The following is a 23562-nucleotide window of genomic DNA, read 5'->3' as shown; positions in this document are numbered from 1 at the left end:
ATTTTTTTATGAGATTACATAAAATTGCTTTCGCACTATGTTGTGCAATCAGTACTAGCGTTCTAGCACAAGATGTTGTGGTTTTTGGGGATAGTTTAAGTGATGTTGGTCAGAAAAATTGGAACAAAAAGGCAACATATTTTAAAGCCGATAAAACGTTAAATCTGTTATATGCAGAACATTTAGCTAAGCATTTCGGTAATGAGTTAGCTGCGTCATCAAATGGTGGAACAAATTATGCTTACAGTGGTGGTGTGATTGTGGGTGAGCATGGCTCAAGCATTAAGACCCAGCCAAATCTCGCCTTAGCGAAACAAGTTCAAGATTATCTTGCTTCACCCGTAAAAAAAGAGGCGTTGCATGTGCTTTGGGCGGGTGGGAATGACCTTGCTAAGGTGTTAAGTACTGCAGCGACAAAACCCGATGCCGAGAAACAACCTTATGTGATGCAAAGTGTGCAAGCCATGGCACAAACGATGGCACAACAATGGGCAAGCTTACGCCAAGCGGGGATTGATACGATTATTGCACCAACGATTCCAAACGTGGTTTATACCCCTGCATTTTTTACGCAATTAGGTGAGGTGGCGGGTGCTCAAATTAACGGGAAATCAGCGGGTTTTTTATCCAAAAAAGAATTTGTTGATATTTTTAACAAGGCTTCAGATTCAATCATGGATTTGCCAACAGCCAATGCTGAGGAGTTAGATGCTCATCGTGTGAAGGTATTGGAAAAAGCGGCAAAAGATTTTTATGATAGTCGTTGGTCTGTAACAAAATTACTATTGGCTGGTATAGGTTATGATAGCAAAGGGATTGCAAATACCTTAATTACGGCATACCAAGGTATTTTGCCACAAGCCTCGTTGAGTACAACATTAGTCAATGCCAGTATTACTTCAGCCTTAAATCAAGTTGGTGGGAATATTGTGCGAATTGATGCCGAGGGATTGTTCAAAGATATGATTGCTCGCCCACATGCTTATGGTTTGACGAATACAACGGGGGTGGTTTGCAAAAAATCGATTGCCACTGCAACGGATGAGAATTGCACCCCACAAAATCAAGAAGAAGCCGATCAGAAATTGTTTGCGGATAGTTTCCATCCAGGTCCCGTCGCCCATAAAGCCATGGCTGATTACATTGTGAATGTGCTGACTGCACCAAAAGAAATGGGGGCGTTAAATCATATTGCACAACATCAAGTCGATTTAGCCTTGGATTTCGCTCGCAGTGAAAGTGATCGTAATCGCTTGGCTCGTCAAACCGCACAAAGCCTAGATAGCATTGTGGCATACCAAAAAGATAAACATGGTAATCACTTATATGTTGGGGCGAAGGTACAGTTTAATCCAGCATGGCAACTGGCGGTTTTGGTTGGGCAGCAAAACCAAAAAGTAGCACAGGGTCAAACCCACTTTGAGAGCAAAAGTAAGGTGTTAAGTGCCTCGTTACGCTATGATGCACAACATTGGTGGTTAGGTTCCACTTTCCAAGTCAATAACAGTACATTTAAAACACAACGTCTTAATATGATTGGTATGTCAACTCATCAACAAAGTGCCTCACCTACTTCGCAAAGTTTAAGTATGGCATTGTTTACAGGGTATGAATGGCAATGGGATAAACTTGGGGTTGCATTGATTGCCGATGTGAGTAAAACGAAAACGGATATTGACCCTTTCGCTGTTCGTGAAACGGGTTTAATGCAGATGCAATTTGCACAGCGTGAAACGAAAAGTTTAACAACAGGCACAGGATTAGCAGTTCGTTATCAAGGGGAAAGTTGGCAACCTTATGTCAATGCCCGTTTTGTGAAGGAATGGAATCAAGATCCAGCCATCATTAAAACCACCTTTAACGGCAGTGCATTTGCCACCATCTTATCACCAGAAGATAAATCATGGGTGAACTTGCAAGCAGGGTTACAATGGAAGCCTCTCAATTCTGGATTCCATACCCACATCAGCTTGCAGAAAGATGTGGGTCGTAAAACCCATTTATCGAATACCACATTCCATGCAGGTGTCGGTTTAGAATTTTAAAAAAATTGACCGCACTTTTTGAAAAATACCCTATATTTGATAAAGGTCATATATAGGGTTATTTTTTATTGGCTAAGTTTTATTAAATTACACCAACAAACGACAATTTTCGATTATAATTATAGCATTTGAAAAATGTTGAAGGATTATTTATGACAACTGTGGGACGAATTCATTCTTACGAATCTTGTGGGACAGTCGATGGACCGGGGATTCGTTTTATTTTGTTTATGCAAGGCTGTTTAATGCGTTGTAAATATTGCCATAATCGTGATACGTGGGATTTACATGCAGGCAAAGAAATCACCGTTGATGAATTAATGAAAGAAGTGGTGACATATCGCCACTTCATGAATGCCTCTGGTGGGGGGGTTACCGCATCAGGCGGCGAGGCAATTTTGCAAGCAGAATTTGTGCGAGATTGGTTTAGAGCGTGTAAAAAAGAAGGGATCAATACCTGTTTAGATACGAACGGTTTTGTACGTCATTATGATCATGTCATTGATGAATTGCTAGACGTAACTGATCTTGTTTTACTCGATCTCAAAGAATTAAACGATAAAGTTCACCAAAATTTGATTGGGGTACCGAATAAACGGACATTGGAATTTGCAAAATATTTGGCTAAACGCAATCAACGTGTATGGATTCGCTATGTGGTTGTGCCGGGTTATACGGATGCCGATGCCGATATCCACTTATTGGGGAATTTTATTAAAGATATGAAAAACATTGAGAAGGTGGAATTACTGCCTTACCATCGTTTGGGGGCACATAAATGGGCAGCTATGGGCGAAAAATATGAGCTAGAAGATGTCTTGCCTCCTACAAAAGAATCCTTAGATCATATCAAAGAAATTCTTGAAGGATATGGGCACGTAGTGAAATATTAATGATCTGCTTATCAAACTCAATTTTATTTGTTAAAGTGTTAAATGAGGAAGGGAACAATCATCTAAAAGCGTAACAAGATTGGACTTTTTTCCAATATTGAACTGTCATTCAAGGGCTAAGCTGGGTATTTATCGGGCTTAGTCCTTTTTATTATAGAAGAATAAATTGAATCTGATATACGTCAGACATGGCGAGATGAGGTTTTATTTTCTTCATGTTTAAAGAGGCGTTAAATGCTTTTAAATGTGTCACCTCAATATTGTCATTGAGTTGAGGTTGATCTTAGCCTTCCCCCTCATTCATCGTTTTCCATCTCACCCAATAAAAAGGGATGATCCTCATAAATCCATTTTTGAAATAGGTTATGCCCTATTTGATTCTGCTCATTTCAATATCATGTTTCATGTGTCCCTTTAGGGATCTTCGTTGTATTTAACATCAGAAGAGCGGTGTTCTTGCATCATTAATCTTCTTTATTTTTAAAGAGGGCAGGAAATTGAATGTTTTGTGCAAAAGAAACCTATCACCTGAACCTAGATTCATGGACGGTCGTTAAATGTTGTCATGAGAAGGAAAATCGGCTTGATGACATATTGATCCTTAAAAACTTACACTAAATAAGGTTTTTCTCACTAAAAAAATAAGGGTTATAGATAATTATTTTTTTATATTAATAAAATGTAAGTCTCTTTTTTTAAATGCAAAATCGTTTCTTTATTTAAAAATGACAATAATTTTTTGGTGTAAAATAAAATGAGTGGGCTATACATTACATAGTAAGCGTGTAAAATGTGATCGGATCGCTTTTTAGACTATATCGTTTAGAGGCAATGAGTCACCCCATTTTTATTAATTTCTACATAAAAATCCCATATTTATAGGAGAGGGTTTACGCTATGAATAAAATCTTTAAAATCGTTTGGAGCCAAGCAACTCAGACTTGGGTAGCCGTATCTGAATTAGGTTCAACAAAAGGTAAAACAAAATCACGATCTGTGGCAAAAGCCGTGGTCACAACGATCACATTAGGTATGGGATTGGCAACCTCCACCCTTGTTTTAGGGGCGGATTTGCATTTTTTCAGTGTAAAAACAGGGCAAACGGATGCAGCTAGTAACTATAATAATGATCGTGCCACAGAAGAAGACTCTGTATCCATCGGGATTTTAACCAATGCAACGGCTGTTCAAGCGATTGCTATTGGGAGTGAGGCCACCGCATCAGGAAAACAATCCTTAGCGATTGGGAATAATATTGTTGCAAGTAAACTGGGGGCGACAGCCATTGGTAATAACAGTAAAGCAACAGCAGAAGGTGCACAGGCTTTCGGTCAAAGTTCTAATGCGGCGGCAAAAAATTCGGCGGCAATTGGTCGATTGGCAACAGCAACGGGGGAGCGAGCTTCTGCTTTTGGGGTTGGAAATACGGCGGCAGGGGCATCATCATTTTCAGGTGGTGATAAAAGTAACGCCTTGGGGGCAAATACCGTTGCTATTGGTTCAGAGGCCGTTGCTCAAGAGTCTAATACTGTGTCTATTGGTACCAAAGCTGGCACCGCAGGAGTCGATTTTGTCAATAAGGGACCTCAGAATAAACTGACTGAACGAACTAATCAGGGCAAAACCAGTGCCAGTGGCTTGCTTAGTGGGGTAAATATAGGGAATGAAGCAGGTCTTGGTACGATTAATAATCAATATGGTGTCAATATCGGTCACAAAGCAGGAAATGGCTACAATAGCTACTATGGCGAAGGCGTTTCTATTGGTCACAATGCGGGATCGCTTGATAGTAGAAATCCTGCCGTCAAACAGGCGATGGACACCGCCTCTAAAGCGAAAGGGGCGACAAATGGCGTAATTATTACGGGGAATACCAACACCGCCATTTCTTCAAGAGCGGGTATGAACACATTAGGTCATGATAATGTGGCGATCGGTAAAGAGGCAGGGGGGTATAGTTCAGGAAATGCCAATATCGCAATCGGTCGACACGCAGGACGTGCCAGTAAATTAGATCCAGCTACTAATGACGAAAGCAAGAGAATGCTTGATGAGAGCATATTTTCAAAAGCAAATAATACGATGTCCATGGGGGAATGGGCTTATGCATCTGCAGATGATAGCTTGGCTCTTGGGCGACGAGCTCAAACCAGTGGCGTAAATGGCATTGCTATTGGTAAAGATGCTCAAGTCACCAATAAAAATAGTGTTGCCTTGGGGGCGGATTCAAAAGATCGTGCGGCGACAGTTGAAGACAGTGCCACAGTGAATGGTATTTCATATTCTAATTTTGCGGGCAATGAAAAAGCAGATGGTAGCAAAAAAGTAGCAGAAGACATCAGCGTTGTCAGTGTTGGTTCGGCGAATAATGAACGTCAAATTATTCATGTTGCACCAGGCAAAATTTCTGAAACATCCACCGATGCGATCAATGGTAGTCAGTTATACATGACCCAACATGTGATTGGCAATATTAGTCAAGCGGTCGCAAATCTTTTAGGTGGGGGAACCGCAGTGAATCAAGCAACGGGAGCACCGGGAGGTTTTACACAAACATTAAATGTGACTGGTGCAGCTAAAGATGCACAAGATTACACACCAGCACAACCCGCACAAAATGTTGCCGAGGCTATCACTCAGTTAAACAGCTATGTCAATGACGGCTGGAAATTGGGTGATCAGAGTGGCACGGTGGTGGACCGAGTAACGCCAAATGATCAAGTGAATTTTAAAAATGGCTCAAATACTAATGTTCAGGTCACAAGTGACGGTAAAAGCAGTGATATTGTGGTGAACGTGGTGGGTTTACCTGTGCAATATACTCAAGCAGATGGCACCCCTGTTGTGAAAGTGGGGGATAACTATTATCCCGTGAAAGAAGATGGTTCCCCTGATATGGATAATCCAATTCCCGAGGAGAAAAAAGCCGATTTAGTGGTGAATGTGATCAATCCAACAGCGAAGCCGAATGAGTCAGGTAATGCAACGAAATTAGGAAATATTGCATCGGGCACAAATACCTTAGATGGCACCACAGATGCGAACGGTAAACCACTCGTTAAAATTGGTGATCAATATTACAACCCTGAAGATATTGATGAAACTGGAAAACCGATAAAGGGTAAAAATCCAGTAACCAATCTCGCACAAAGTCCTAATCCAGCCTTGAAAGGATTGGCTGATTTAGTCACATCTAATCCAAATAATGCGGTGACAGTATCTGATTTAAGAAAAATGGGTTGGGTATTATCAGGAAAAGGTGAAGACGGGAATCATTATTCTAGTGCCGTGAAAAATGCAGATGAAGTGAATTTCATTGGAAAAGGCTTGGCGAATGTGACCGTCAGTAAAAATGCCACCACAGGGGCACAAGATATTACAGTCGATGTGAAAGAAGGGGACATTGTTAAAGAAAACGAAGGCACTGCGACCGTAAATGGTGAGCAAGTGGAGGTCGTGAAAGACAAAAACGGCAATTACTATAAAAAATCAGACTTGGATCCGACAACGGGTGAGGCGAAACCGAATGCCACTCCATTAACCCAAGAGGAAATTAAAACTGTCGTCAACAACGGTGGTGGATTGGTGACAGGGCATAAAGTGGCAGAAGCGATTCAAAAATCTGGCTGGACAGTGGGTAAAATCGTGGCGGATACCCTTTTCGACAGTAAGGTGACTTTTAATAATCAAGACGAGAAAGTGAATCCGAATGATCATGTTCGCTTCGCAGATGGCAAAAATACTGTTGCTTCACTGGGGACGGTGAAAGCTGTTGATGAAGAAGGCAACACCAGTACCACCACGGTGGTGAAAGTGGATGTGGATCTGCCGATTGACTTTAAATACACCGATGCATCAGGAAAAGAGTTTGTGAAAGCGAACGATGGCAAATTCTATGCGAAAGATGATGTGGGGGGCGATGGTGTACCGAAAGACACGACCAAAGCCTTGCCAGATGACAAAGTGAATGAATTGAAAAAAGGTGCTCAGTTAACCGATGGAACCAATTCAAATGGTCAACCTAATAAAGGGTATGAGCTTCAAGATCCGATTCAAATTGCAGTACAGCAAGCAGTAGAGAAGGCGGCAAAAGAGGTTTTAACCGCAAATCCAAATGCATCTGCCGCCGAGATTGCTGTAGCGGTGGAAAAAGCGACCGAGCAAGCCAGAATTGAAGCAGTGAAAGCCAATCCTGAGGCGAAAGATAAAATTACCGCAGGCACAGGTGGCGTGAATCTGAATAATGTGGCTTGGGCAGATAAACCTGATCAAGCGGTAAATAAAGATCAGCTCGATCAAACGGTCAGTAAATCAGGTTTCTTTGTGGAGCAAAATGGCAAGTCCACCAATGGGGAAGACAAAGCGACAGAGAAAGTCACCCCAAATGATGTGGTGAATTTTGTCAATGGTGCTAATACGGTAGTGACAGCGGAAACCTCCCGAGATGAAAGCACAGGAACGGATAAGACCGAAGTGAAGGTGAATGTGAGTGGCTTACCGATTAGCTACACCACAAAAGTGGAGGGTAAAGATGTACCTATCGTCAAAGTGGGAGATCAATATTACCCAGTTGGGGCAGATGGCAAACCTGATATGACAAAACCAGTCGCCGATGTGAGTACTTTATCCACCCAGCTTGTCAACCCTGCGGCAGGGAAAGATGAGATTGGCAAACCATCGCAATTAGGAAATGTGGCAAATGGTGCCAATACTTTTGCCTCGCCACAAGTGGAGGGGGAAGCGATTAAACTCGCAAATGATGGTAAATGGTATTTAGCGACACAAGTCGAACCTAACGGTGAGGTCAAAGCTGGCAGTGTCCCTGTGCCATCAGATAAAGTGAAACAAGCACTTAATGCTGCCAATAACGGAGGACTGGTTAATTTTGCTGCGTCGAATCCAAATAATGCCGCAACGGTTGGTGATTTACAAAATTTAGGCTTTATGATCAGTACTGGAGACGACCAATATAAAGAGCAAGTTCGCCATAATAACCGCATTGAATTTGTTAGCGGCAATAAAAATGCCAGTGTGACGGGGTTAACTCGCCCTGATGGTGTTCGAGAAGTCAAAGTGACGATTTCCGATAATCCAATCTTTAAAACGGTGCAATTAGGTAGTGAAACAGGACCGAAGATGAGTGCCACCCCAAGCGGTGATATTCGAGTAAGCAAGCAAGAAAATGGGAATGAAAATGCCCCAGCACGCATAACCAATGTTGCCCCTGGTGTTGATGGACATGATGCAGTAAATGTGAACCAGCTTAACGAAATTAAGCAAAACTTAGGTAATGTGAATAATCTTATTCATAAAAACAATAAGAAACTTCATGCAGGCATAGCAGGATCTAACGCTGCCGCAGGCTTACCTCAAGTGTATATTCCAGGCAAATCCATGGTTGCGGCATCTGCGGGCACCTATGGTGGTCAGAATGCGGTGGCAATAGGTTACTCTCGCTCTAGCGACAATGGTAAAGTTATCTTGAAAATCCAAGGTAATGCGAATACCAGTGGACGAGTGGGCGGATCTGTTGGCGTCGGCTATCAATGGTAAGGTTCGTTTGAACAGCATTCATATTAATATTAGCCACCGTTATCGGTGGCTTTTTTTATTCGAGTCAACATAAAAACAGATAAGGCTGTCCTAAGATGCATCAAAGTGCGGTAGATTTTAGAAAAGTTTTGGAAGCCTATCGAATGAATGAAGAACAGTAAGGGTGAGTCTATATCTTCGGATTTTGCAAATGCGACAACTACCTATGTTTCAAGGCGGCTTTTTTGTTTGGCGGCTTTTTGCTGTTCTCGGCGTTTTTGGAAAAAAGCACTGAGTTTTTGACTGCATTCTTCTTGTAACACGCCAGCGGTGATTTCGATAACATGGTTCATTTTATAGTCATCAAAAAAGTGAAAACGGGAGCCTACCGCCCCGGTTTTGTAGTCTGTTGCCCCGAATACCAGACGTTTAATGCGGCTATGTAAGATTGCCCCTGCACACATGGTGCAAGGCTCAAGGGTCACATACAAGGTGGTGTTGAGCAGGCGATAGTTTTGTAACCTTTGTCCCCCTTGACGTAGTGCCATAATTTCTGCGTGTGCGGTGGGATCGGATTGAAGAATGGAAACATTCCAGCCTTCTCCCACCACATTTCCGTGCTCATCGACTAAGACGGCACCCACGGGAATTTCGCCTAATTGTTCGGCTTTATCCGCCAAGTTTAATGCATAACGCATCCATTTTTCATCAATGTCAGCTTGCACTTTATCCAACCTCTTACACGGAGAAAGGGTATTTAATGGCATCATGGCATTGATAGCCGATTACCTTGAAATCATCCATGGTGACCCAAGTTTCTAAGTCTTCGAGAGTTTTAATCTCTGGATTAATCTCTAACTGAGGTGAGGGGAATGGATCACGTTTTAATTGTACCTGTTGCATTAAATCCAGTTGATCTTCATAAATGTGTGCATTAATGATTTTATGATATGCCTTGCCTGGTTTTTTGCCCGTGATTTGAGCCATGAGTGCAAGGAAAGTGAACACTTGGATTTGGTTAAAGTTCAATCCAAGTGGCACATCACAAGAGCGTTGATAACTGGTCAGATAAAGAGTATCCCCAAGCAAAGAAAAAGTATGGGTGTGCATACAAGGACGTAAACAGCCTAGGTCCAGTTCACCTGGGTTTAAGAAGGTGATAATTTCACCACGATCGTCTATCCCTTTACTCAGGTTATCCACGATTTTGCGTAATTGATCGACCGTTTCACCATTGGGTTTACGCCATGCACGCCCCTGTACGCCATAAACTCGCCCCATATCGTCAGTGCCTTTGCGGTGCGGGTTGTTAAGCCAAGCTCGGTTTTCATTGGCATTGGCATCCCACGTTTTGGTGCCCAGTTTACGGAAATCAGCTGCATTGTCATAGCCACGGATATAGCCTAAAAATTCCGCAATTGCCGCTTTCCAATAGCTTTTACGTGTAGTGATCAGTGGAAATTGGTTATTGGCTACATCATAAGTGAGATCCGCATCGATCACTGTTAAACAACGCTTTCCTGTGCGTTCATTTTCAACCCAAACGCCCTCATCAACAATGCGTTGGCAAAGTGCTAAATATTGCTTCATAAAATTTACCTTTTTTTACCCGCACTTTGATAGGCGATTAACATAATGGCGGCTCCAATAAGAATCATTGGGGTGGAGAGAATTTGCCCCATGGAGATGTGTTGACCAAAATATAATCCTAGTTGTGCATCAGGTTCGCGGAAAAATTCGACGATGAAACGGAAAATACCATAACCGAGTAAGAATAACCCTGCTACCGCCCCTGTTGGACGAGGTTTTTTAATATACCCGTTAAGAATAAAGAATAACACAATGCCTTCTAACACCGCCTCGTATAATTGCGATGGGTGGCGAGGCAAATAACCGCCCGATGGAAATAACACCGCCCATGGCACATCGGTTACTCGTCCCCAAAGTTCATCATTGATAAAGTTACCAATACGTCCCATGCCTAGCCCAAATGGAATTAATGGGGCAACAAAATCAGCCGTTTGCCAAAACCCTCTTTTTTGGTATTTAGCGGTTATCAACATCGCTAAAATCACGCCGATTAAGCCACCATGGAAAGACATCCCTCCTTCCCAGACACGGAATAAATAAGCAGGATCTTGTAAGAAATAATCGAATTGGTAGAACAATACATACCCAATTCGTCCACCTAAAAAGACCCCCATAAAACCATTGAATAATAGGCTATCGACTTGATCTGTTGTCCAGCCACTGCCTGTTTGATTAGCCCGTTTAACGGCAAGCCAACGGGCAAAGAGGAAACCAATGAGATACATCAAGCCATACCAGCGTAAACCGATAGGGCCGATTTCAAAAATGACAGGATCAAATTGTGGAAAATTAAGGTAAGTTTGTTGCATGTTGTTCCTTTTTTATTTTAAAAACATATTGATCGCAAGGACGATCAATAACAGTGCGAAATAACGTTTTAACGTGGGGACGGGCAGTTTCGTGGTTGTGTTTGCCCCAATTTTTGAGGTAAAAAAAGAGGTGAGCGTAATGCCTGCAACCGCAGGTAAATACACATAACCTAAAGAATGCTCGGGCATGGTGTCGATATGCCAGCCACCCACAATAAAGCTAAACATACCAGAAAGCCCTAAAAGCATGCCACAGAAGGCGGAAGATCCAATGGCTTTTTTCATTTCCACCCCTCGTGAATTAAGAAAGGGAACGATAAATCCACCGCCACCAATACCTGCCGCACAGGAAACGATCCCGATTAAGATACCGCCGACAATGGAAGATAACCTTGTCAAAGGCTTGGTGATTGTTGTGGGTCTAATGGAAAGTAACATTTTGATTGCTAAATACACCACTAAGCAAGAAAACACTTTAGTGGCAATGGCTTTATCTAATTTACCGATAAATAAGCCTGCAATGAAGGTGGTTATCATGATGGTGGGAGCTAGGTATTTTACCGCAGACCACACAATATTCCCCAGTTTGTGGTGGCGTTGGGCGGAAGAAAATCCCGTGACTACAATAGTCGCAAAAGATGTCCCTAAGGCGGCAGACATTAATAAAGGTTCAGGCACGCCAACTAGCGGGAATAAATACACCAAAATAGGGACGATAATTAAACCACCGCCAATACCAAATAGCCCGGCGAGAAATCCCACTACCGCCCCGACAAAAAGGCAAATAACAAAAAAGCTGAGCATAATCAACCTCTTGATTTATGATAACGTTTAGCGTGTTTTGATGAATGTGCGGTTTTTTTGCTTGAATAAGGCGGTTTTGACTCATGATCCTGCACTTTATGCGGTGAGTAACCTTCTTTATTATTATCAAATAAAACACTCGCAAATTCTTTCATCGCTTTACGATAAACTTCTTTTTTGAAAGAGACAACTTGACGAACAGGATACCAAAAACTCACCCAACGCCAACCGTCAAATTCGGGGGATTTACTTGACTGCATATCAATGTTTTTGTCATCGGAAAGAAGCTGAAGCAAAAACCAACGTTGTTTTTGACCAATACACATTGGTTTGCTGTCATAACGCAGTAAGCGTTTAGGGAGTTTATAGCGTAGCCAGTGCTTTGATGCATATAAAATTTTGACATCTTTTGGCGTTAAGCCCACTTCCTCAAATAATTCACGATACATGGCTTGTTCTGCATTTTCATTATCGTTAATACCGCCTTGGGGAAATTGCCAAGAATTTTGTCCGTACCTTTTTGCCCAGAGTACCTGTCTTTTGCTATTACAAATGACAATACCTACATTTGGACGGTAGCCATCGAAATCGATCACTAGCGTTCACCTTAAAAAATATCTGTAATTTTTACCATAAAATAATCGTGAGATTGTTTCATATAATCGTGTTTTTCTCAACTGATAATCAGAATTTCTGTGATGCTTCTTCATATTTTTTAAAGACAAGCCAAAATATTCTCTTTTCTTCACGCCCATGCTTGCGTTGCCATGAATCGCATTTTGACTTCCTGTGGATAACGCTGTTTATAAGGTGATAAAAAAGAAAAACAAGACGAGTCTTTATGAAAATAAAACTAATAAAATCAATAAACTGTGTTGTTTAAATATGTTTTTGTTGTTTTTTAAACAGCCCCTGTGTGGACAGCAAGTTACACCAATTTTTCAGCAAGAATTGTCGTAAAAGAAAGCGTATTATCTATTAGGGGAAGCGGTTTTTGCTTGTTTTCAACAGGAATAAAGTTATTCACTTTTTCTGTGGATAAAATTGTGGCTGAATGTCTGTAATCACTTTAATAACTTGAATTACAGGATTATGGTGGAAAAAGGAAATGACAAAAATCCTTTTATATCAATTAGATAATAAAATGGCTGGGGTGTGAAAAGATTCCCACAACGTGGAAATTTTAGGTGTTTCTTTTTTAATCAGCTTGACTGAGGTTGCTCAAATAGCGTTGCCAATCAAAATATTGACCTGGATCGATTTTACGCCCTGGTGACACATCACAGTGCCCAACAATACGTGTTGTGTTAATTTTGGGATACTTTTGCATCAGGCTTTGAGTGAGCAAGATTAATGAATGGTATTGCTGTTCCGTAAAAGGTTGCTCATTACTGCCTTCAAGCTCAATCCCAATAGAAAAATCATTGCATTTTTCTCTTCCTTCAAATGAGGAAAGCCCAGCATGCCAAGCACGATCATCAAAACTAACATACTGGGTGATTTCCCCTTGTCGGTTAATCAAACAATGTGCTGAAACACGGAGATCACGAATTTCTGCAAAATAAGGGTGTTTTGTTGGGTCTAATTTCCCTTGAAAAAAATCATCAATATTTGTGCCGCCAAATTGTTCTGGTGGCAGGCTGATGTAATGAATGATTAATAAGGAAATATCGCAGGGATCGGGGCGTGAGTCATAATGGGGGGAGGGGACTTTTTTGGCTTGTGCTAGCCAACCTTGAGTGATATTTAAGCGTGAATTTTGCATAATGAAATCTTATTTTTGCGATCCTGATCGAGAAAAGAAGTGATGTTATTTTCTTCCTTGTGATTTGCATGCCATACTTCAATCCGCTAGGCGATATTCACCATGCGTTTAGCAAATGTCCTGTTCCGGGGGGCTGGCTTCCAGCCCCTTTCTTCATATAAGGCTTTATCATATAAGGATGTGTTTATGAAACAACCACTGAATTTTCCCAAAAAAGGATTTACCTTAATTGAATTAATGATCGTCATTGCGATCGTGGCTATTTTAGCGACTATTGCGGTCCCTTCCTATCAAAATTATACAAAAAAAGCCGCCGTGTCAGAATTACTGCAAGCTGCCGCCCCTTATCGTGCAGAGGTGGAGTTGTGTATGTATAACACAGGTAATACGGAGAATTGTGATGCTGGAAACCATGGTATTAGTGCAAACCTAGAGAATTCCACATTGAAACATTTGAAATCTATTTCTGTATCAGATGGGGTAATTACAGTAACTGGACAAAATACCTTAGATGGTGTCAATTATACGCTGAGACCCACTCTCGCTAAACAAGGCGTAACTTGGCAAGCCACCTGTACATCCAATGCTGAACTGTTTCCTGCTGGATTTTGTTCCTAATGTATAGTTCATCTTCTTTGACGCTGATTGCGAAACATGGTGAGCAATTTGACATTGATCCCACACTATGGCAACGCAATCAGCAACAACAGCATTTATTATTACGCTATTTTGCCTTGCCTTTAAAAGAAGAAGGCAATGTGTTGTGGTTAGGGGTTGATTCTTTTGCCAATGTCTCGGCGTGTGAAACCTTTTCCTTTTTAACCAGTAAAATTGTGGAACCCGTCTTGCTAGCCAGTGCGGATTTAAAACATGCCTTGCAACAACTTTCGCCACAAAGGTTACAAGTTCAGGAACCCACACAATTTACTTATCAACCGGCTACACAAGATATTTCCCTTGATTTTCAGCATGAAGAGCAAGATGAACCCGTTATTCAACTGTTAAATGAGTTATTTGAACGAGCATTGACACAAAAAGCCTCGGACATTCATATTGAACCACAAAAACAAAAATTACAGATTCGTTTTCGGATTGATGGCATTTTACAAACGCAACCTGCATTGTCTTTACAGTTAGCCAGTCGTTTACTTTCCCGTTTAAAATTATTAGCCAAATTAGATATCAGTGAAACACGTTTACCGCAAGATGGGCGGTTTCAATTTAAAACTCGCTTTTCTGATGTACTGGATTTTCGTTTATCTACTTTATCGACTTATTTTGGTGAAAAAGCGGTGTTACGTTTGCAACAAAATACCCCGATAGAATTGAGTTTTGCCCAATTGGGCATGAATGAAGATCAACAACAACGTTTTCAACAAGCGTTGTGTCAACCACAAGGGTTAATTCTCGTCACAGGCCCCACAGGAAGTGGCAAAAGTATTTCACTTTATACCGCACTTCAATGGCTCAACTCACAAGAAAAACACATCATGACAGCGGAAGATCCTATCGAAATCGAAGTAGAGGGGATCATTCAAACTCAAGTCAACCCACAAATTGGATTGGATTTTAGTCGCTTATTACGCACCTTCTTAAGGCAAGATCCCGACATTATTATGTTAGGAGAAATTCGAGATGAAGAAAGTGCTGCAATGGCGTTAAGAGCCGCACAAACAGGGCATTTGGTACTCTCGACTTTGCATACGAATGATGCCCAAAGTGCGATTTCCCGTTTGCAACAACTTGGCATTAAACCACATGAAATTGAAAGCAGTTTATTGTTGGTAATTGCCCAGCGTTTGTTGCGAAAGCGTTGCCAAAAGTGTTCGAATCAGGTAGTGGAACATTGCGATTGTTACCAAGGTTATTCAGGACGGACAGGCGTTTATCAGTTTTTGTTTGCCCAACAACAGGGATTTGTGACAGATTTTAACAGCTTACAACAAAGTGCGAATGAAAAAATCCAGTTAGGTATTACCGATCAGCCTGAAGTCGAACGGGTATTAGGTTCGGTGCCGAGTTAGGCAAAAGATGACGAGTTTTGATGACATATACGCGTCAAGGAGGCAATGTGTGAGTAAATTAAAAATGTATCGCTGGAAAGGCATGAATACATTACAGCAAAAACAACAAGGAGTGATCGTCGCAGAAAGTGAATTGCTTGCCCAACAAATGCTCTTTTCTCGAGGAATTTTAGGGGCAAAATTACAGCAAAATTGGCAATTTTCAACGTCTCCAACATTAACGGAAATTTGTGATCTCCTTACGCAATTAGCCACCTTATTACAATCTGCATTACCTTTAAAAGAGGCATTGCAGGTGTTATTACAAAATTGTACACAGTTGGAATTAAATCAATGGTTACGAAATTTACTCTATCACCTTGAAAGTGGTATGTGTTTTTCCCATGCGTTAAACCAAGAAGGGCGGTATCTTCAGCAACAAGAATTACAGCTAATTCAAGTCGGTGAAATGACAGGGCGTTTAGCCTATGTCTGCCAACAAATTGCTCAATATCGTCAACAAACATTGGTTTTACAACGGAAAGTTCAAAAAGTGTTACTTTATCCCGCCGTCGTGTTGGGGATTTCTGTGCTACTAACACTGGCATTGCTACTGTTTATTGTGCCAGAGTTTGCAGAAATGTATCAAAATCAGCCTCTTCCCGCCTTTACTGACTTTTTATTTCGCCTTTCCACGTTTCTACGAGAAGATAGCATGCCTATTATGTTAGGGGGCTTTTTCAGCCTTTGTCTTTTTCATGTTTATCGTCAGCATTCACCGAGTTTTGCCCAACAAAAAGCGAACTGCTTAGCTAAATTGCCGTTTTTAAATAAGATCTTACAATATCATCGCTTGGTGCGTTTTACAGGCAATTTAGGCTTGATGCTTTCTGCGGGAATCCCCTTACAACAAGCATTGCAATCCTTTTTGGTGAAAACACAGGCGTGGCAAAGTAAAGGGAAGGGGCAAGCTGATGTGCAATTAGAGAAAGAAGTGCGGTGGATTTTACAACAGATTTCACAAGGACATGCTTTTTCTGCGGCTGTTGGTGGAACATCTTTTCCCTACGATGCCCAGCAGATGCTTCAAATTGGTGAAAAAAGTGGGAAATTGGTGCAGATGCTACAACATGTTGCACAAGCCTACCAAAAGAAATTAGAACATCAGTTGGATTTATTTGCTCAGTTACTTGAACCGTTATTCATGCTCATTATTGGCGGATTAATTGGGGTAATTATGCTTGGGATATATTTGCCAATTTTTAATATGGGGGCAATTGTACAATGAATTGGATTCTTTTACTGTTTCTTAGTACAGCGGTGGCATATTGGGTTTATTATCAGCTCACACATTTTACTCAAGCATTAGCAAAAGAGATTTATCAAGCCTATCATGCGGTTTTTTTGATAGAAGAAACGCCAAGACTTTTTGAACAACAGGCGATGAATATACGGTTACAGCCAATAAAGTGCGGTCATTTTTGGCAATATTTTGTGGCATTCACTGGGATGTTTTTTACTTGCTATTTCTGGCGAGAGGATTTCTATCAAGCCGTACATTTTGGGTTGTATTTTAGCCTGTTATTTTATATTGCTACATTAGATTGGCATTATCATTTAATCTCGCCACAAAGTTGTCAGGGGCTTTTAGTATTAGGTGTTGTGGGCAGTTGGTTCGGCTTGAATGGATTGAGTATTGAGGAAAGCATACAAAGTGCATTAATCGGTTTTCTCACATTCTATATTTTGTATTGGTTAGCGAAATGTTATTACCGTCAAGAAGCCTTAGGTAGAGGGGATTATTGGTTGATGCTCGGTTTGGGGAGCATGTTACATTGGCAACATTTCCCTCTTTTAGTCTTGATTGCTTGCATCGTGGGGTTGGGCTATGTGTTATGGGGAAAATACCAGCAACGGAGGATAGATGAAGTGCCCTTTGGGAGCTTTTTATGTGTGAGTGAGGCGATCTTGTTAGTTAGCCAATAATAAATAAGCGGATAGAGTATTGTGGTTTTTTGTTGCCTAATTGCAGAGGGATACGTATGATCTGCACATTTATTCATGAAAACAAGGAAAACTATGACATATATTGTAGGCTTAACTGGGGGGATCGGCAGTGGCAAAAGCACGGTGGCAAACCTGTTCGCAGAATTGGGCGTTCCCGTGATTGATGCGGATATTGTCGCAAGACAAGTGGTGGAGAAAGGTTCCCCGTTGTTGGCTAAAATTGTTGCCCATTTCGGTCATGATGTCCTCTTAGAAAATGGAGAGTTGAATCGTGCCTATTTACGTGAATTAATCTTCCAACATGATGACCATAAACAATGGTTAAATGGGTTATTGCATCCCGCCATTCGAGAGGAAATGTTACGTCAATTAAAGCAACAAACTACCCCTTATGTGATTTGGGTGGTGCCGTTATTAATTGAAAATCATTTAACCTCACTTTGCCAACGTGTTTTGGTGGTGGATGTTCAACCTCAAACACAAATACAACGAGCCACTCGCCGAGATCAAAATAAAGTCGCTATGATCGAAAACATCATGCATTCGCAAGTGGATCGTGCGACACGCCTCTCGTTTGCTGATGATGTCATTGATAATGACGGGGACCTTAAGCAAACCTTACCGCAACTTAAACAAAAAGTGTTAGAATTACATCAATTGTATACTGAGTTAGCGAGAAAATAATGGCTGAAGAAAAATTTGCAGTACCTTGTCCAACTTGTCAAAAGGCGGTGATTTGGTCACCAGACAGTCCATACCGTCCTTTTTGCAGTAAACGTTGTCAATTAATTGATTTGGGAGAGTGGGCAAGCGAGGAAAAAGCCATTCCTTGTGACACAGCCGATTTTTCCATGGCTGAGGAACACGAAGACTGGAGACCACATTAATGAAAATTCAACATCAACAAACCGAACAACAAGGCGAGTTTTTTATTTTAGATGAACAAGGTAAAAAAATTGCTGAGCTGACCTATTTTTTTGTCGATCCGCAAACCATTAACGCCAATCATACCTATGTGTCAGAAGTGCTACGTGGAAAAGGGATTGCCGATAAACTGTATCAAGCATTGTCTGAGTTTATTCAAGCCAAAAAGTTAAATTTAATTCCTAGTTGTAGTTATATTGCCCGTAAATGGGAGCGAGAACAGGGGAAATAAAAAATTTCATGATGTGCGGTTGAGATTTAAAAATTATCTTGTTAAAATCCACCGCACTTTTTTTTATGAAGTAAGTTCGGATGAAGGTAGCTGGAGAGTAGGGAATTGACCCTACGCCGACGAGGTAAACTCTTTCAGGCGCTGATAATAAGCAGGGACTGTTACTGGACGAACCCTTGGAGAGCGTCGTGGTATGCAATACAGCACGACCGCCGAAGGCGCAAAAAGAGCGGTATATTTTTTATCGTTTTTTGAAACGCTCAGGCAAAAGGACAGGGGCAAGAAGAAATACGGTTTGATGTTTTTACACACATTTTTATGTGTGCTTTCCTTTTTTTAATCTTCCGCAAAAGACTTTTGCCTCCTTGTAATTCATTATTTTTTACGAGGAATTTTTCACATGTCATTAGAATCTATTTTATCTTCCATTAATAGTCTGGTTTGGGGGGCACCTTTATTGTTGCTCTTGTCGGGTACTGGGCTTTATCTCACTTTTCGTTTAGGTTTTATTCAGTTTGTGCATTTACCACGTGCGTTATCCTATTTATTCCGCAAGGAAAAAGGCACGGGCAAAAAAGGGGATGTGTCATCCTTTGCTGCATTATGTACTGCATTAGCCGCAACCATTGGTACGGGGAATATTGTCGGGGTGGCAACCGCCATTCAAGCGGCTGGGCCTGGTGCGGTCTTCTGGATGTGGCTAGTGGCACTTTTAGGCATGGCAACCAAATACGCTGAATGTTTATTAGCGGTAAAATACCGTGTACGCGATCGCCAAGGTTTTATGGCGGGGGGACCGATGTATTACATTGAGCGTGGCTTAGGTATCAAATGGTTAGCAAAATTATTTGCCATCTTCGGAATTTTAGTGGCGTTTTTTGGTATTGGTACCTTTCCACAGGTGAATGCCATTACTCATGCGATGGAAAATACTTTCAGCGTGCCTATTCCGCTTACTGCCTCCATTATTACGGCGTTAGTTTCGTTGATTGTTTTAGGTGGTGTGAGACGTATTGCCGTTGTGTCTTCTTACATTGTGCCTTTTATGGCGTTACTTTATGTGGCTACCTCGCTGATTATTTTATTAATCAATTGGAAATTAGTACCACAAACTATTGCGTTAATTGTGCATAGTGCATTTAATCCTAGTGCGGCATTGGGTGGTGCATTAGGTTATACGGTCTTGAAAGCGATTCAATCAGGGGTCGCAAGAGGGATTTTTTCTAATGAGTCTGGTTTAGGGAGTGCCCCTATTGCCGCGGCAGCAGCACAAACGAAAGAGCCTGTTCGTCAAGGTTTGATTTCTATGACTGGTACATTTTTAGATACGATTATCGTTTGTTCTATGACGGGGATTGTGTTGGTGCTTACTGGTGCATGGCAATCAACTTCTATGGAAGGTGCAGCCTTAACTAACCATGCTTTTTCTCTCGGTTTAGGGAGTCAGTTAGGGGCGAGTATTGTCACCGTCGGTTTATTATTCTTCGCTTTTACCACAATTTTAGGTTGGTGCTATTACGGGGAGCGTTGCTTTGTTTATCTCGTGGGAACACGGGGATTGAAAATTTATCGCTTTATTTTCATTGTATTAGTCGGTTGCGGTGCCTTTATTCATCTTGATTTAATTTGGCTATTAGCTGATATTGTGAATGGTTTAATGGCATTTCCTAACCTTGTGGCATTGATCGGATTACGTCATGTGGTGGTCAGTGAAACCAAAGATTATTTTGCTCGCTTGAAAGCCAATCATGCTGATGCCGATGAGTTAGTTGAAAATAATTGATTGAAATATAAGCATATTCTTGAGAAAGGATAAGGGCACTTATCCTTTCAATCATAACAATTCCCCATAAATAGTCCACCATAAAATGGTTATTTTTCTATCTAGATCATACTTTTTTACTTTTCCAAAAAAATTAAATAAAAAGACTTGAAAACTACGAGTAGGGCAGTTATGTTGTCTGTAAGGATTATTCATTAAAGGGACATTAAGTCCCCTCAAACTAAGAGGTATATGCTATGAGTCTAAATATCACAAGCAAACAAATGGAAATCACCCCAGCAATTCGTGCTCACGTCGAAGATAGACTTGCTAAGTTAGGAAAATGGCAAACTCAATTAATTAATCCCCACTTCATTTTAAATAAAATACCAAAAGGCTTTTCTGTTGAGGCATCAATTGGTACACCGTTAGGTGATTTATTTGCCAAGGCGGAATCGGAAGATATGTATAAAGCCGTGAATGAAGTCGAGGAAAAATTGGAACGCCAGCTTAACAAACTTCAGCATAAAGGTGAGTCACGTAGAACAGATGAACGCTTGAAAGACTCATTCTAAAATTCACAATCCCATAAGCTACGCCCATTCTGGTGTAGCTTTTTTTTATCGCTATTTAGGAGTACCGTATGAAAAACATCAGTAAGTTGTCTTTATCTTTTTGTTTTGCAATGTCTGTATTGGCTGTTCAAGCTGCCCCCAAAGAGCCTTATACGCATGAAGGGGTGAACACTCGAACGTTGTTAGCTGAACAGCCTATTCACTGGATATCCATTGCCGATATTGAAAAAAGCTTGCAGGGCAAAGCGCCGATGAATGTGAGTTTTGATATTGACGATACGGCATTATTTTCTAGCCCTTGCTTTTTCTATGGCAAACAAAAATATTCGCCAGAAAGCAATGCCTATTTGAAAAACCAGGATTTCTGGAATGAAGTGAATGCAGGTTGTGATAAATACTCTATGCCAAAACAAGTGGCGATTGATTTAGTCAAAATGCATCAAGAGCGTGGAGATCAGGTGTTTTTCATTACGGGACGCACGGCAGGGAATGTTGATGGGGTAACAGAGATTATCAAACAATATTTAAATGTGAAGAATATGAAGCCTGTACAGTTTATGGGCGGCAAAGAATATAAAACCAAATACAAGAAAACCCCTGCGATTATTGAGCATAAAATCAGTATTCATTATGGTGATAGTGATGACGATATTTTAGCTGCTAAAGAAGCGGGGATTCGTGGAATTCGTTTCTTACGTGCCGCGAACTCAAGTTATTATCCATTCCCACAAGCAGGTGGATATGGTGAGGAAGTGGTAATTAATTCTTCTTACTAATCTGTAAGCTTAAGGTATTAATATCTTCATCTAAGTGTTTTGTCGGGGCAGGCTTGGCGTCTGCCCTAATTCTTTTTTAATATAGGTATTAAACTGTCAAAGCATTAAAATGATCGGCTACAATTCCTCAGCTTTCACCGTTTGGCTATGGTTTTCTGGCGTTGTATTGGCAAATATCGACACGGTGGTAAGTGAGGTCGTTAATGTTAACAAAAGCAATTTGCTCTTTTTCATTATGTTCTCCTTTTAAGTAAACAAGCATTTTATTTTTCAAATAAATAGGGCTACTTCATAGTCCAGTAACCCTTGATGTGATTTTTGCTGCCATCAATAGAAAGAACATTACGAATATAATGACGTACTTTTTGTGCTTCGCTATGTTCAAATCCTCCCCATGCACCATCCAGACTGCCGAGTTTTTTTAGCATATCAATCACCAATTCAGACTGTTTTTTCCCTGCATAAATCAAATAATGTTGTTCCGTATCTTTAGGCATAGCAAGATCTTTGAAATAGTCCTTTTCTGCAGGATCATTCATCAAAATCAGAACAATGGGGGGTTCGGGATTGCACCATAATTCAAGAATGCCAGCCAAGGCGGGATAGGCAGTTTCATCACCGATCAACACGTTTTTTCCATGTTGTAAATGTGGGTGTTTATCTTTAATACTCGCACGACTGAAAATAATATCACCTTCTTTAAGTTGTTTAATCCAGGCAGCTCCTGGGCTGTCTCCGTGTAAATAGACATCAATGGCACCTTGAACATATTGACCTGAAATATCTTGGGCGGACAAACGCAGGGTATATAAACGAATATCGCTATTCATGCGTTCGATCAGTTTCCTTCTGTTTTTAGAACTTAAAATACGTAGCAGCCAAATAAACAAACGATCAAACATCTGCATAAAAAAACCTTTTTTTGTATTATTTGAGTGAATTTTTTGCGGACGATCAATGCGTTTTAACACAAAACCATAAGAGTAAGCGGCATAGTATTCGGGAAAAGGGTTAACGCTATTGATGACAATACGCATGATATTTTTAGACGGCATTGATTTTTGCCCGACGGTGAAGAATTGTCGCTTATTGCCGTTGAGTTTTTCACCTTGTTTGGTCAAGGCATAATAAGCCAAATAGAGAATTTTTTCCTCAAGCGAACCTGTAATTGTAAAAGGCACATAAAACTGCACATTTCCATGATCGATATGATAAGCATCAACGAGCACCCCTTCTTCAAAAATATCACTAATCCGTGCTTCAGAATAATTACTGTTCTGGCCATAATAATTTGCGACAATTAATAATTCATCAGAGTGATCCTGATTTAAATGATCCATGATGTCTAATTTTTTATCACTATCAGCAATGGGTGTTTTCATCATTTGGCTTTCCTAGAGTTGTTTAAAAAATGCACATTGTTAAATATGATAATCATTCTCATTGAAAAAATAAAGTCATGCTGTTTTCTCCGATAAGTGAATAACTCATCAGTTTTACATCAATATCCGCTATCGGTTTCACCGCATTAGTCTCAATTAAATCAGTATTCATTAAGTACCAGTTATATTGGTATAGAATCAGTCAATACGCAGTAGGAAAGGTGTGAGATTAAGGAGGCATTTAAAAGAAGGCATGGTTTGACAGGTAAGCATAGTAAAAGTGCGGGTAAAAAAGCGATGCCTTTACTATGGTTGTCCTCTTTCTCAAAAATTCACTTTAAATCATCAGGCATTTTCTGGCAAATATCATCATAAGCAATAAAAAACGCATAAAATACAAACTGTTATGCAAGATTGCATTTATGCTACATTTTCGCATATATCCAAAAATGAATTTTTGTAG

Annotated in this window: 20 protein-coding genes and 1 riboswitch; of the genes, 13 read left to right on the top strand and 7 right to left on the bottom strand. The window is 40.7% G+C overall.

Annotated features, from left to right (window positions below; all coding sequences use genetic code 11):
• Positions 1-8: 8 nt before the first annotated feature.
• From ACPEEM_RS06450 to ACPEEM_RS06440, 3 genes are all read left to right on the top strand, one after another.
• On the top strand, positions 9-2045 hold the full coding sequence (locus ACPEEM_RS06450) for an autotransporter domain-containing protein (protein WP_424406382.1): 2037 nt from the start codon (positions 9-11) through the stop codon (positions 2043-2045).
• A gap of 152 nt (positions 2046-2197) precedes the next feature.
• Positions 2198-2938, top strand: a complete 741-nt coding sequence (gene pflA, locus ACPEEM_RS06445) for a pyruvate formate lyase 1-activating protein (protein WP_424401311.1) — start codon at positions 2198-2200, stop codon at positions 2936-2938.
• An 897-nt stretch (positions 2939-3835) separates the two neighbouring features.
• Complete coding sequence (locus ACPEEM_RS06440; RefSeq protein ID WP_424406380.1) at positions 3836-8491, top strand: YadA-like family protein; 4656 nt, start codon at positions 3836-3838, stop codon at positions 8489-8491.
• A 203-nt stretch (positions 8492-8694) separates the two neighbouring features.
• Here the strand turns inward: ACPEEM_RS06440 and tadA are convergent, their stop codons facing one another.
• The 6 genes from tadA to ampD form a co-directional block, all read right to left on the bottom strand.
• A complete protein-coding gene (gene tadA / locus ACPEEM_RS06435; protein ID WP_424404048.1) occupies positions 8695-9237 on the bottom strand; it encodes a tRNA adenosine(34) deaminase TadA in 543 nt (180 codons plus the stop codon).
• On the bottom strand, positions 9209-10060 hold the full coding sequence (locus ACPEEM_RS06430) for a thymidylate synthase (protein ID WP_424401307.1): 852 nt from the start codon (positions 10058-10060) through the stop codon (positions 9209-9211). Before ACPEEM_RS06430 ends, tadA begins: the two co-directional genes overlap by 29 nt.
• Before the next feature lie 5 nt (positions 10061-10065).
• The gene (gene lgt, locus ACPEEM_RS06425) at positions 10066-10869 is read right to left on the bottom strand and encodes a prolipoprotein diacylglyceryl transferase (RefSeq protein WP_424401305.1); all 804 of its coding nucleotides are present in this window, start codon (positions 10867-10869) and stop codon (positions 10066-10068) included.
• Between the two features lie 12 nt (positions 10870-10881).
• The gene (locus tag ACPEEM_RS06420) at positions 10882-11673 is read right to left on the bottom strand and encodes a sulfite exporter TauE/SafE family protein (RefSeq protein ID WP_424401303.1); all 792 of its coding nucleotides are present in this window, start codon (positions 11671-11673) and stop codon (positions 10882-10884) included.
• A 2-nt stretch (positions 11674-11675) separates the two neighbouring features.
• On the bottom strand, positions 11676-12269 hold the full coding sequence (gene rppH, locus ACPEEM_RS06415; RefSeq protein WP_424401301.1) for an RNA pyrophosphohydrolase: 594 nt from the start codon (positions 12267-12269) through the stop codon (positions 11676-11678).
• Between the two features lie 602 nt (positions 12270-12871).
• The gene (gene ampD, locus ACPEEM_RS06410; protein WP_424401299.1) at positions 12872-13438 is read right to left on the bottom strand and encodes a 1,6-anhydro-N-acetylmuramyl-L-alanine amidase AmpD; all 567 of its coding nucleotides are present in this window, start codon (positions 13436-13438) and stop codon (positions 12872-12874) included.
• Between the two features lie 186 nt (positions 13439-13624).
• Here ampD and ppdD point away from each other — a divergent pair, with 186 nt between their 5' ends.
• The 10 genes from ppdD (at position 13625) to aphA (ending at position 21717) form a co-directional block, all read left to right on the top strand.
• Positions 13625-14056 carry a prepilin peptidase-dependent pilin gene (gene ppdD, locus ACPEEM_RS06405; RefSeq protein WP_424401297.1) on the top strand — a complete coding sequence of 144 codons (432 nt, stop codon included), beginning with the start codon at positions 13625-13627 and terminating at the stop codon, positions 14054-14056.
• Positions 14056-15462 (top strand): GspE/PulE family protein, encoded by a 1407-nt coding sequence (locus tag ACPEEM_RS06400; protein WP_424401295.1) that lies wholly within the window; start codon positions 14056-14058, stop codon positions 15460-15462. Before ppdD ends, ACPEEM_RS06400 begins: the two co-directional genes overlap by 1 nt.
• 49 nt (positions 15463-15511) lie before the next feature.
• Positions 15512-16729 (top strand): type II secretion system F family protein, encoded by a 1218-nt coding sequence (locus ACPEEM_RS06395; protein ID WP_424401294.1) that lies wholly within the window; start codon positions 15512-15514, stop codon positions 16727-16729.
• Positions 16726-17427, top strand: coding sequence for a prepilin peptidase (locus ACPEEM_RS06390; protein ID WP_424401292.1), 702 nt, complete (start codon positions 16726-16728; stop codon positions 17425-17427). Before ACPEEM_RS06395 ends, ACPEEM_RS06390 begins: the two co-directional genes overlap by 4 nt.
• Positions 17428-17520: 93 nt before the next feature.
• Positions 17521-18132, top strand: a complete 612-nt coding sequence (gene coaE / locus ACPEEM_RS06385) for a dephospho-CoA kinase (RefSeq protein WP_424401290.1) — start codon at positions 17521-17523, stop codon at positions 18130-18132.
• Complete coding sequence (gene yacG, locus ACPEEM_RS06380; protein ID WP_424401288.1) at positions 18132-18335, top strand: DNA gyrase inhibitor YacG; 204 nt, start codon at positions 18132-18134, stop codon at positions 18333-18335. The genes coaE and yacG overlap by 1 nt, the downstream gene beginning before the upstream one ends.
• On the top strand, positions 18335-18604 hold the full coding sequence (locus ACPEEM_RS06375; RefSeq protein ID WP_424401286.1) for a GNAT family N-acetyltransferase: 270 nt from the start codon (positions 18335-18337) through the stop codon (positions 18602-18604). Before yacG ends, ACPEEM_RS06375 begins: the two co-directional genes overlap by 1 nt.
• Before the next feature lie 166 nt (positions 18605-18770).
• Positions 18771-18890: riboswitch (glycine riboswitch) on the top strand.
• Between the two features lie 114 nt (positions 18891-19004).
• The gene (locus ACPEEM_RS06370) at positions 19005-20387 is read left to right on the top strand and encodes an alanine/glycine:cation symporter family protein (RefSeq protein WP_424404608.1); all 1383 of its coding nucleotides are present in this window, start codon (positions 19005-19007) and stop codon (positions 20385-20387) included.
• Positions 20388-20623: 236 nt separating this feature from the next.
• Positions 20624-20941 (top strand): ribosome-associated translation inhibitor RaiA, encoded by a 318-nt coding sequence (gene raiA / locus ACPEEM_RS06365; RefSeq protein WP_424401282.1) that lies wholly within the window; start codon positions 20624-20626, stop codon positions 20939-20941.
• 68 nt (positions 20942-21009) lie between these two features.
• Complete coding sequence (aphA, locus tag ACPEEM_RS06360; RefSeq protein WP_424401281.1) at positions 21010-21717, top strand: acid phosphatase AphA; 708 nt, start codon at positions 21010-21012, stop codon at positions 21715-21717.
• A 284-nt stretch (positions 21718-22001) separates the two neighbouring features.
• Here the strand turns inward: aphA and ACPEEM_RS06355 are convergent, their stop codons facing one another.
• Positions 22002-23102, bottom strand: a complete 1101-nt coding sequence (locus tag ACPEEM_RS06355) for an SIP domain-containing protein (protein WP_424401279.1) — start codon at positions 23100-23102, stop codon at positions 22002-22004.
• Positions 23103-23562 lie beyond the last annotated feature (460 nt).

Origin of the sequence: Pasteurella pantherarum, from assembly GCF_049670885.1 — a bacterium.
In the GTDB taxonomy this organism is placed as follows: Bacteria; Pseudomonadota; Gammaproteobacteria; order Enterobacterales; family Pasteurellaceae; genus Pasteurella.
Note: the sequence above shows the minus strand (reverse complement) of the source record. Positions and strands in the feature narration are given on the sequence as shown.

Bases quoted from the DNA above. Each gene is read 5' to 3' on its own strand.
- ACPEEM_RS06450 (WP_424406382.1), top strand. From the start codon at position 9: ATGAGATTACATAAAATTGCTTTCGCACTATGTTGTGCAATCAGTACT.
- pflA (WP_424401311.1), top strand. From the start codon at position 2,198: ATGACAACTGTGGGACGAATTCATTCTTACGAATCTTGTGGGACAGTC.
- ACPEEM_RS06440 (WP_424406380.1), top strand. From the start codon at position 3,836: ATGAATAAAATCTTTAAAATCGTTTGGAGCCAAGCAACTCAGACTTGG.
- tadA (WP_424404048.1), bottom strand. From the start codon at position 9,237: ATGCCATTAAATACCCTTTCTCCGTGTAAGAGGTTGGATAAAGTGCAA.
- ACPEEM_RS06430 (WP_424401307.1), bottom strand. From the start codon at position 10,060: ATGAAGCAATATTTAGCACTTTGCCAACGCATTGTTGATGAGGGCGTT.
- lgt (WP_424401305.1), bottom strand. From the start codon at position 10,869: ATGCAACAAACTTACCTTAATTTTCCACAATTTGATCCTGTCATTTTT.
- ACPEEM_RS06420 (WP_424401303.1), bottom strand. From the start codon at position 11,673: ATGCTCAGCTTTTTTGTTATTTGCCTTTTTGTCGGGGCGGTAGTGGGA.
- ampD (WP_424401299.1), bottom strand. From the start codon at position 13,438: ATGCAAAATTCACGCTTAAATATCACTCAAGGTTGGCTAGCACAAGCC.
- ppdD (WP_424401297.1), top strand. From the start codon at position 13,625: ATGAAACAACCACTGAATTTTCCCAAAAAAGGATTTACCTTAATTGAA.
- ACPEEM_RS06400 (WP_424401295.1), top strand. From the start codon at position 14,056: ATGTATAGTTCATCTTCTTTGACGCTGATTGCGAAACATGGTGAGCAA.
- ACPEEM_RS06390 (WP_424401292.1), top strand. From the start codon at position 16,726: ATGAATTGGATTCTTTTACTGTTTCTTAGTACAGCGGTGGCATATTGG.
- coaE (WP_424401290.1), top strand. From the start codon at position 17,521: ATGACATATATTGTAGGCTTAACTGGGGGGATCGGCAGTGGCAAAAGC.
- yacG (WP_424401288.1), top strand. From the start codon at position 18,132: ATGGCTGAAGAAAAATTTGCAGTACCTTGTCCAACTTGTCAAAAGGCG.
- ACPEEM_RS06375 (WP_424401286.1), top strand. From the start codon at position 18,335: ATGAAAATTCAACATCAACAAACCGAACAACAAGGCGAGTTTTTTATT.
- ACPEEM_RS06370 (WP_424404608.1), top strand. From the start codon at position 19,005: ATGTCATTAGAATCTATTTTATCTTCCATTAATAGTCTGGTTTGGGGG.
- raiA (WP_424401282.1), top strand. From the start codon at position 20,624: ATGAGTCTAAATATCACAAGCAAACAAATGGAAATCACCCCAGCAATT.
- aphA (WP_424401281.1), top strand. From the start codon at position 21,010: ATGAAAAACATCAGTAAGTTGTCTTTATCTTTTTGTTTTGCAATGTCT.
- ACPEEM_RS06355 (WP_424401279.1), bottom strand. From the start codon at position 23,102: ATGATGAAAACACCCATTGCTGATAGTGATAAAAAATTAGACATCATG.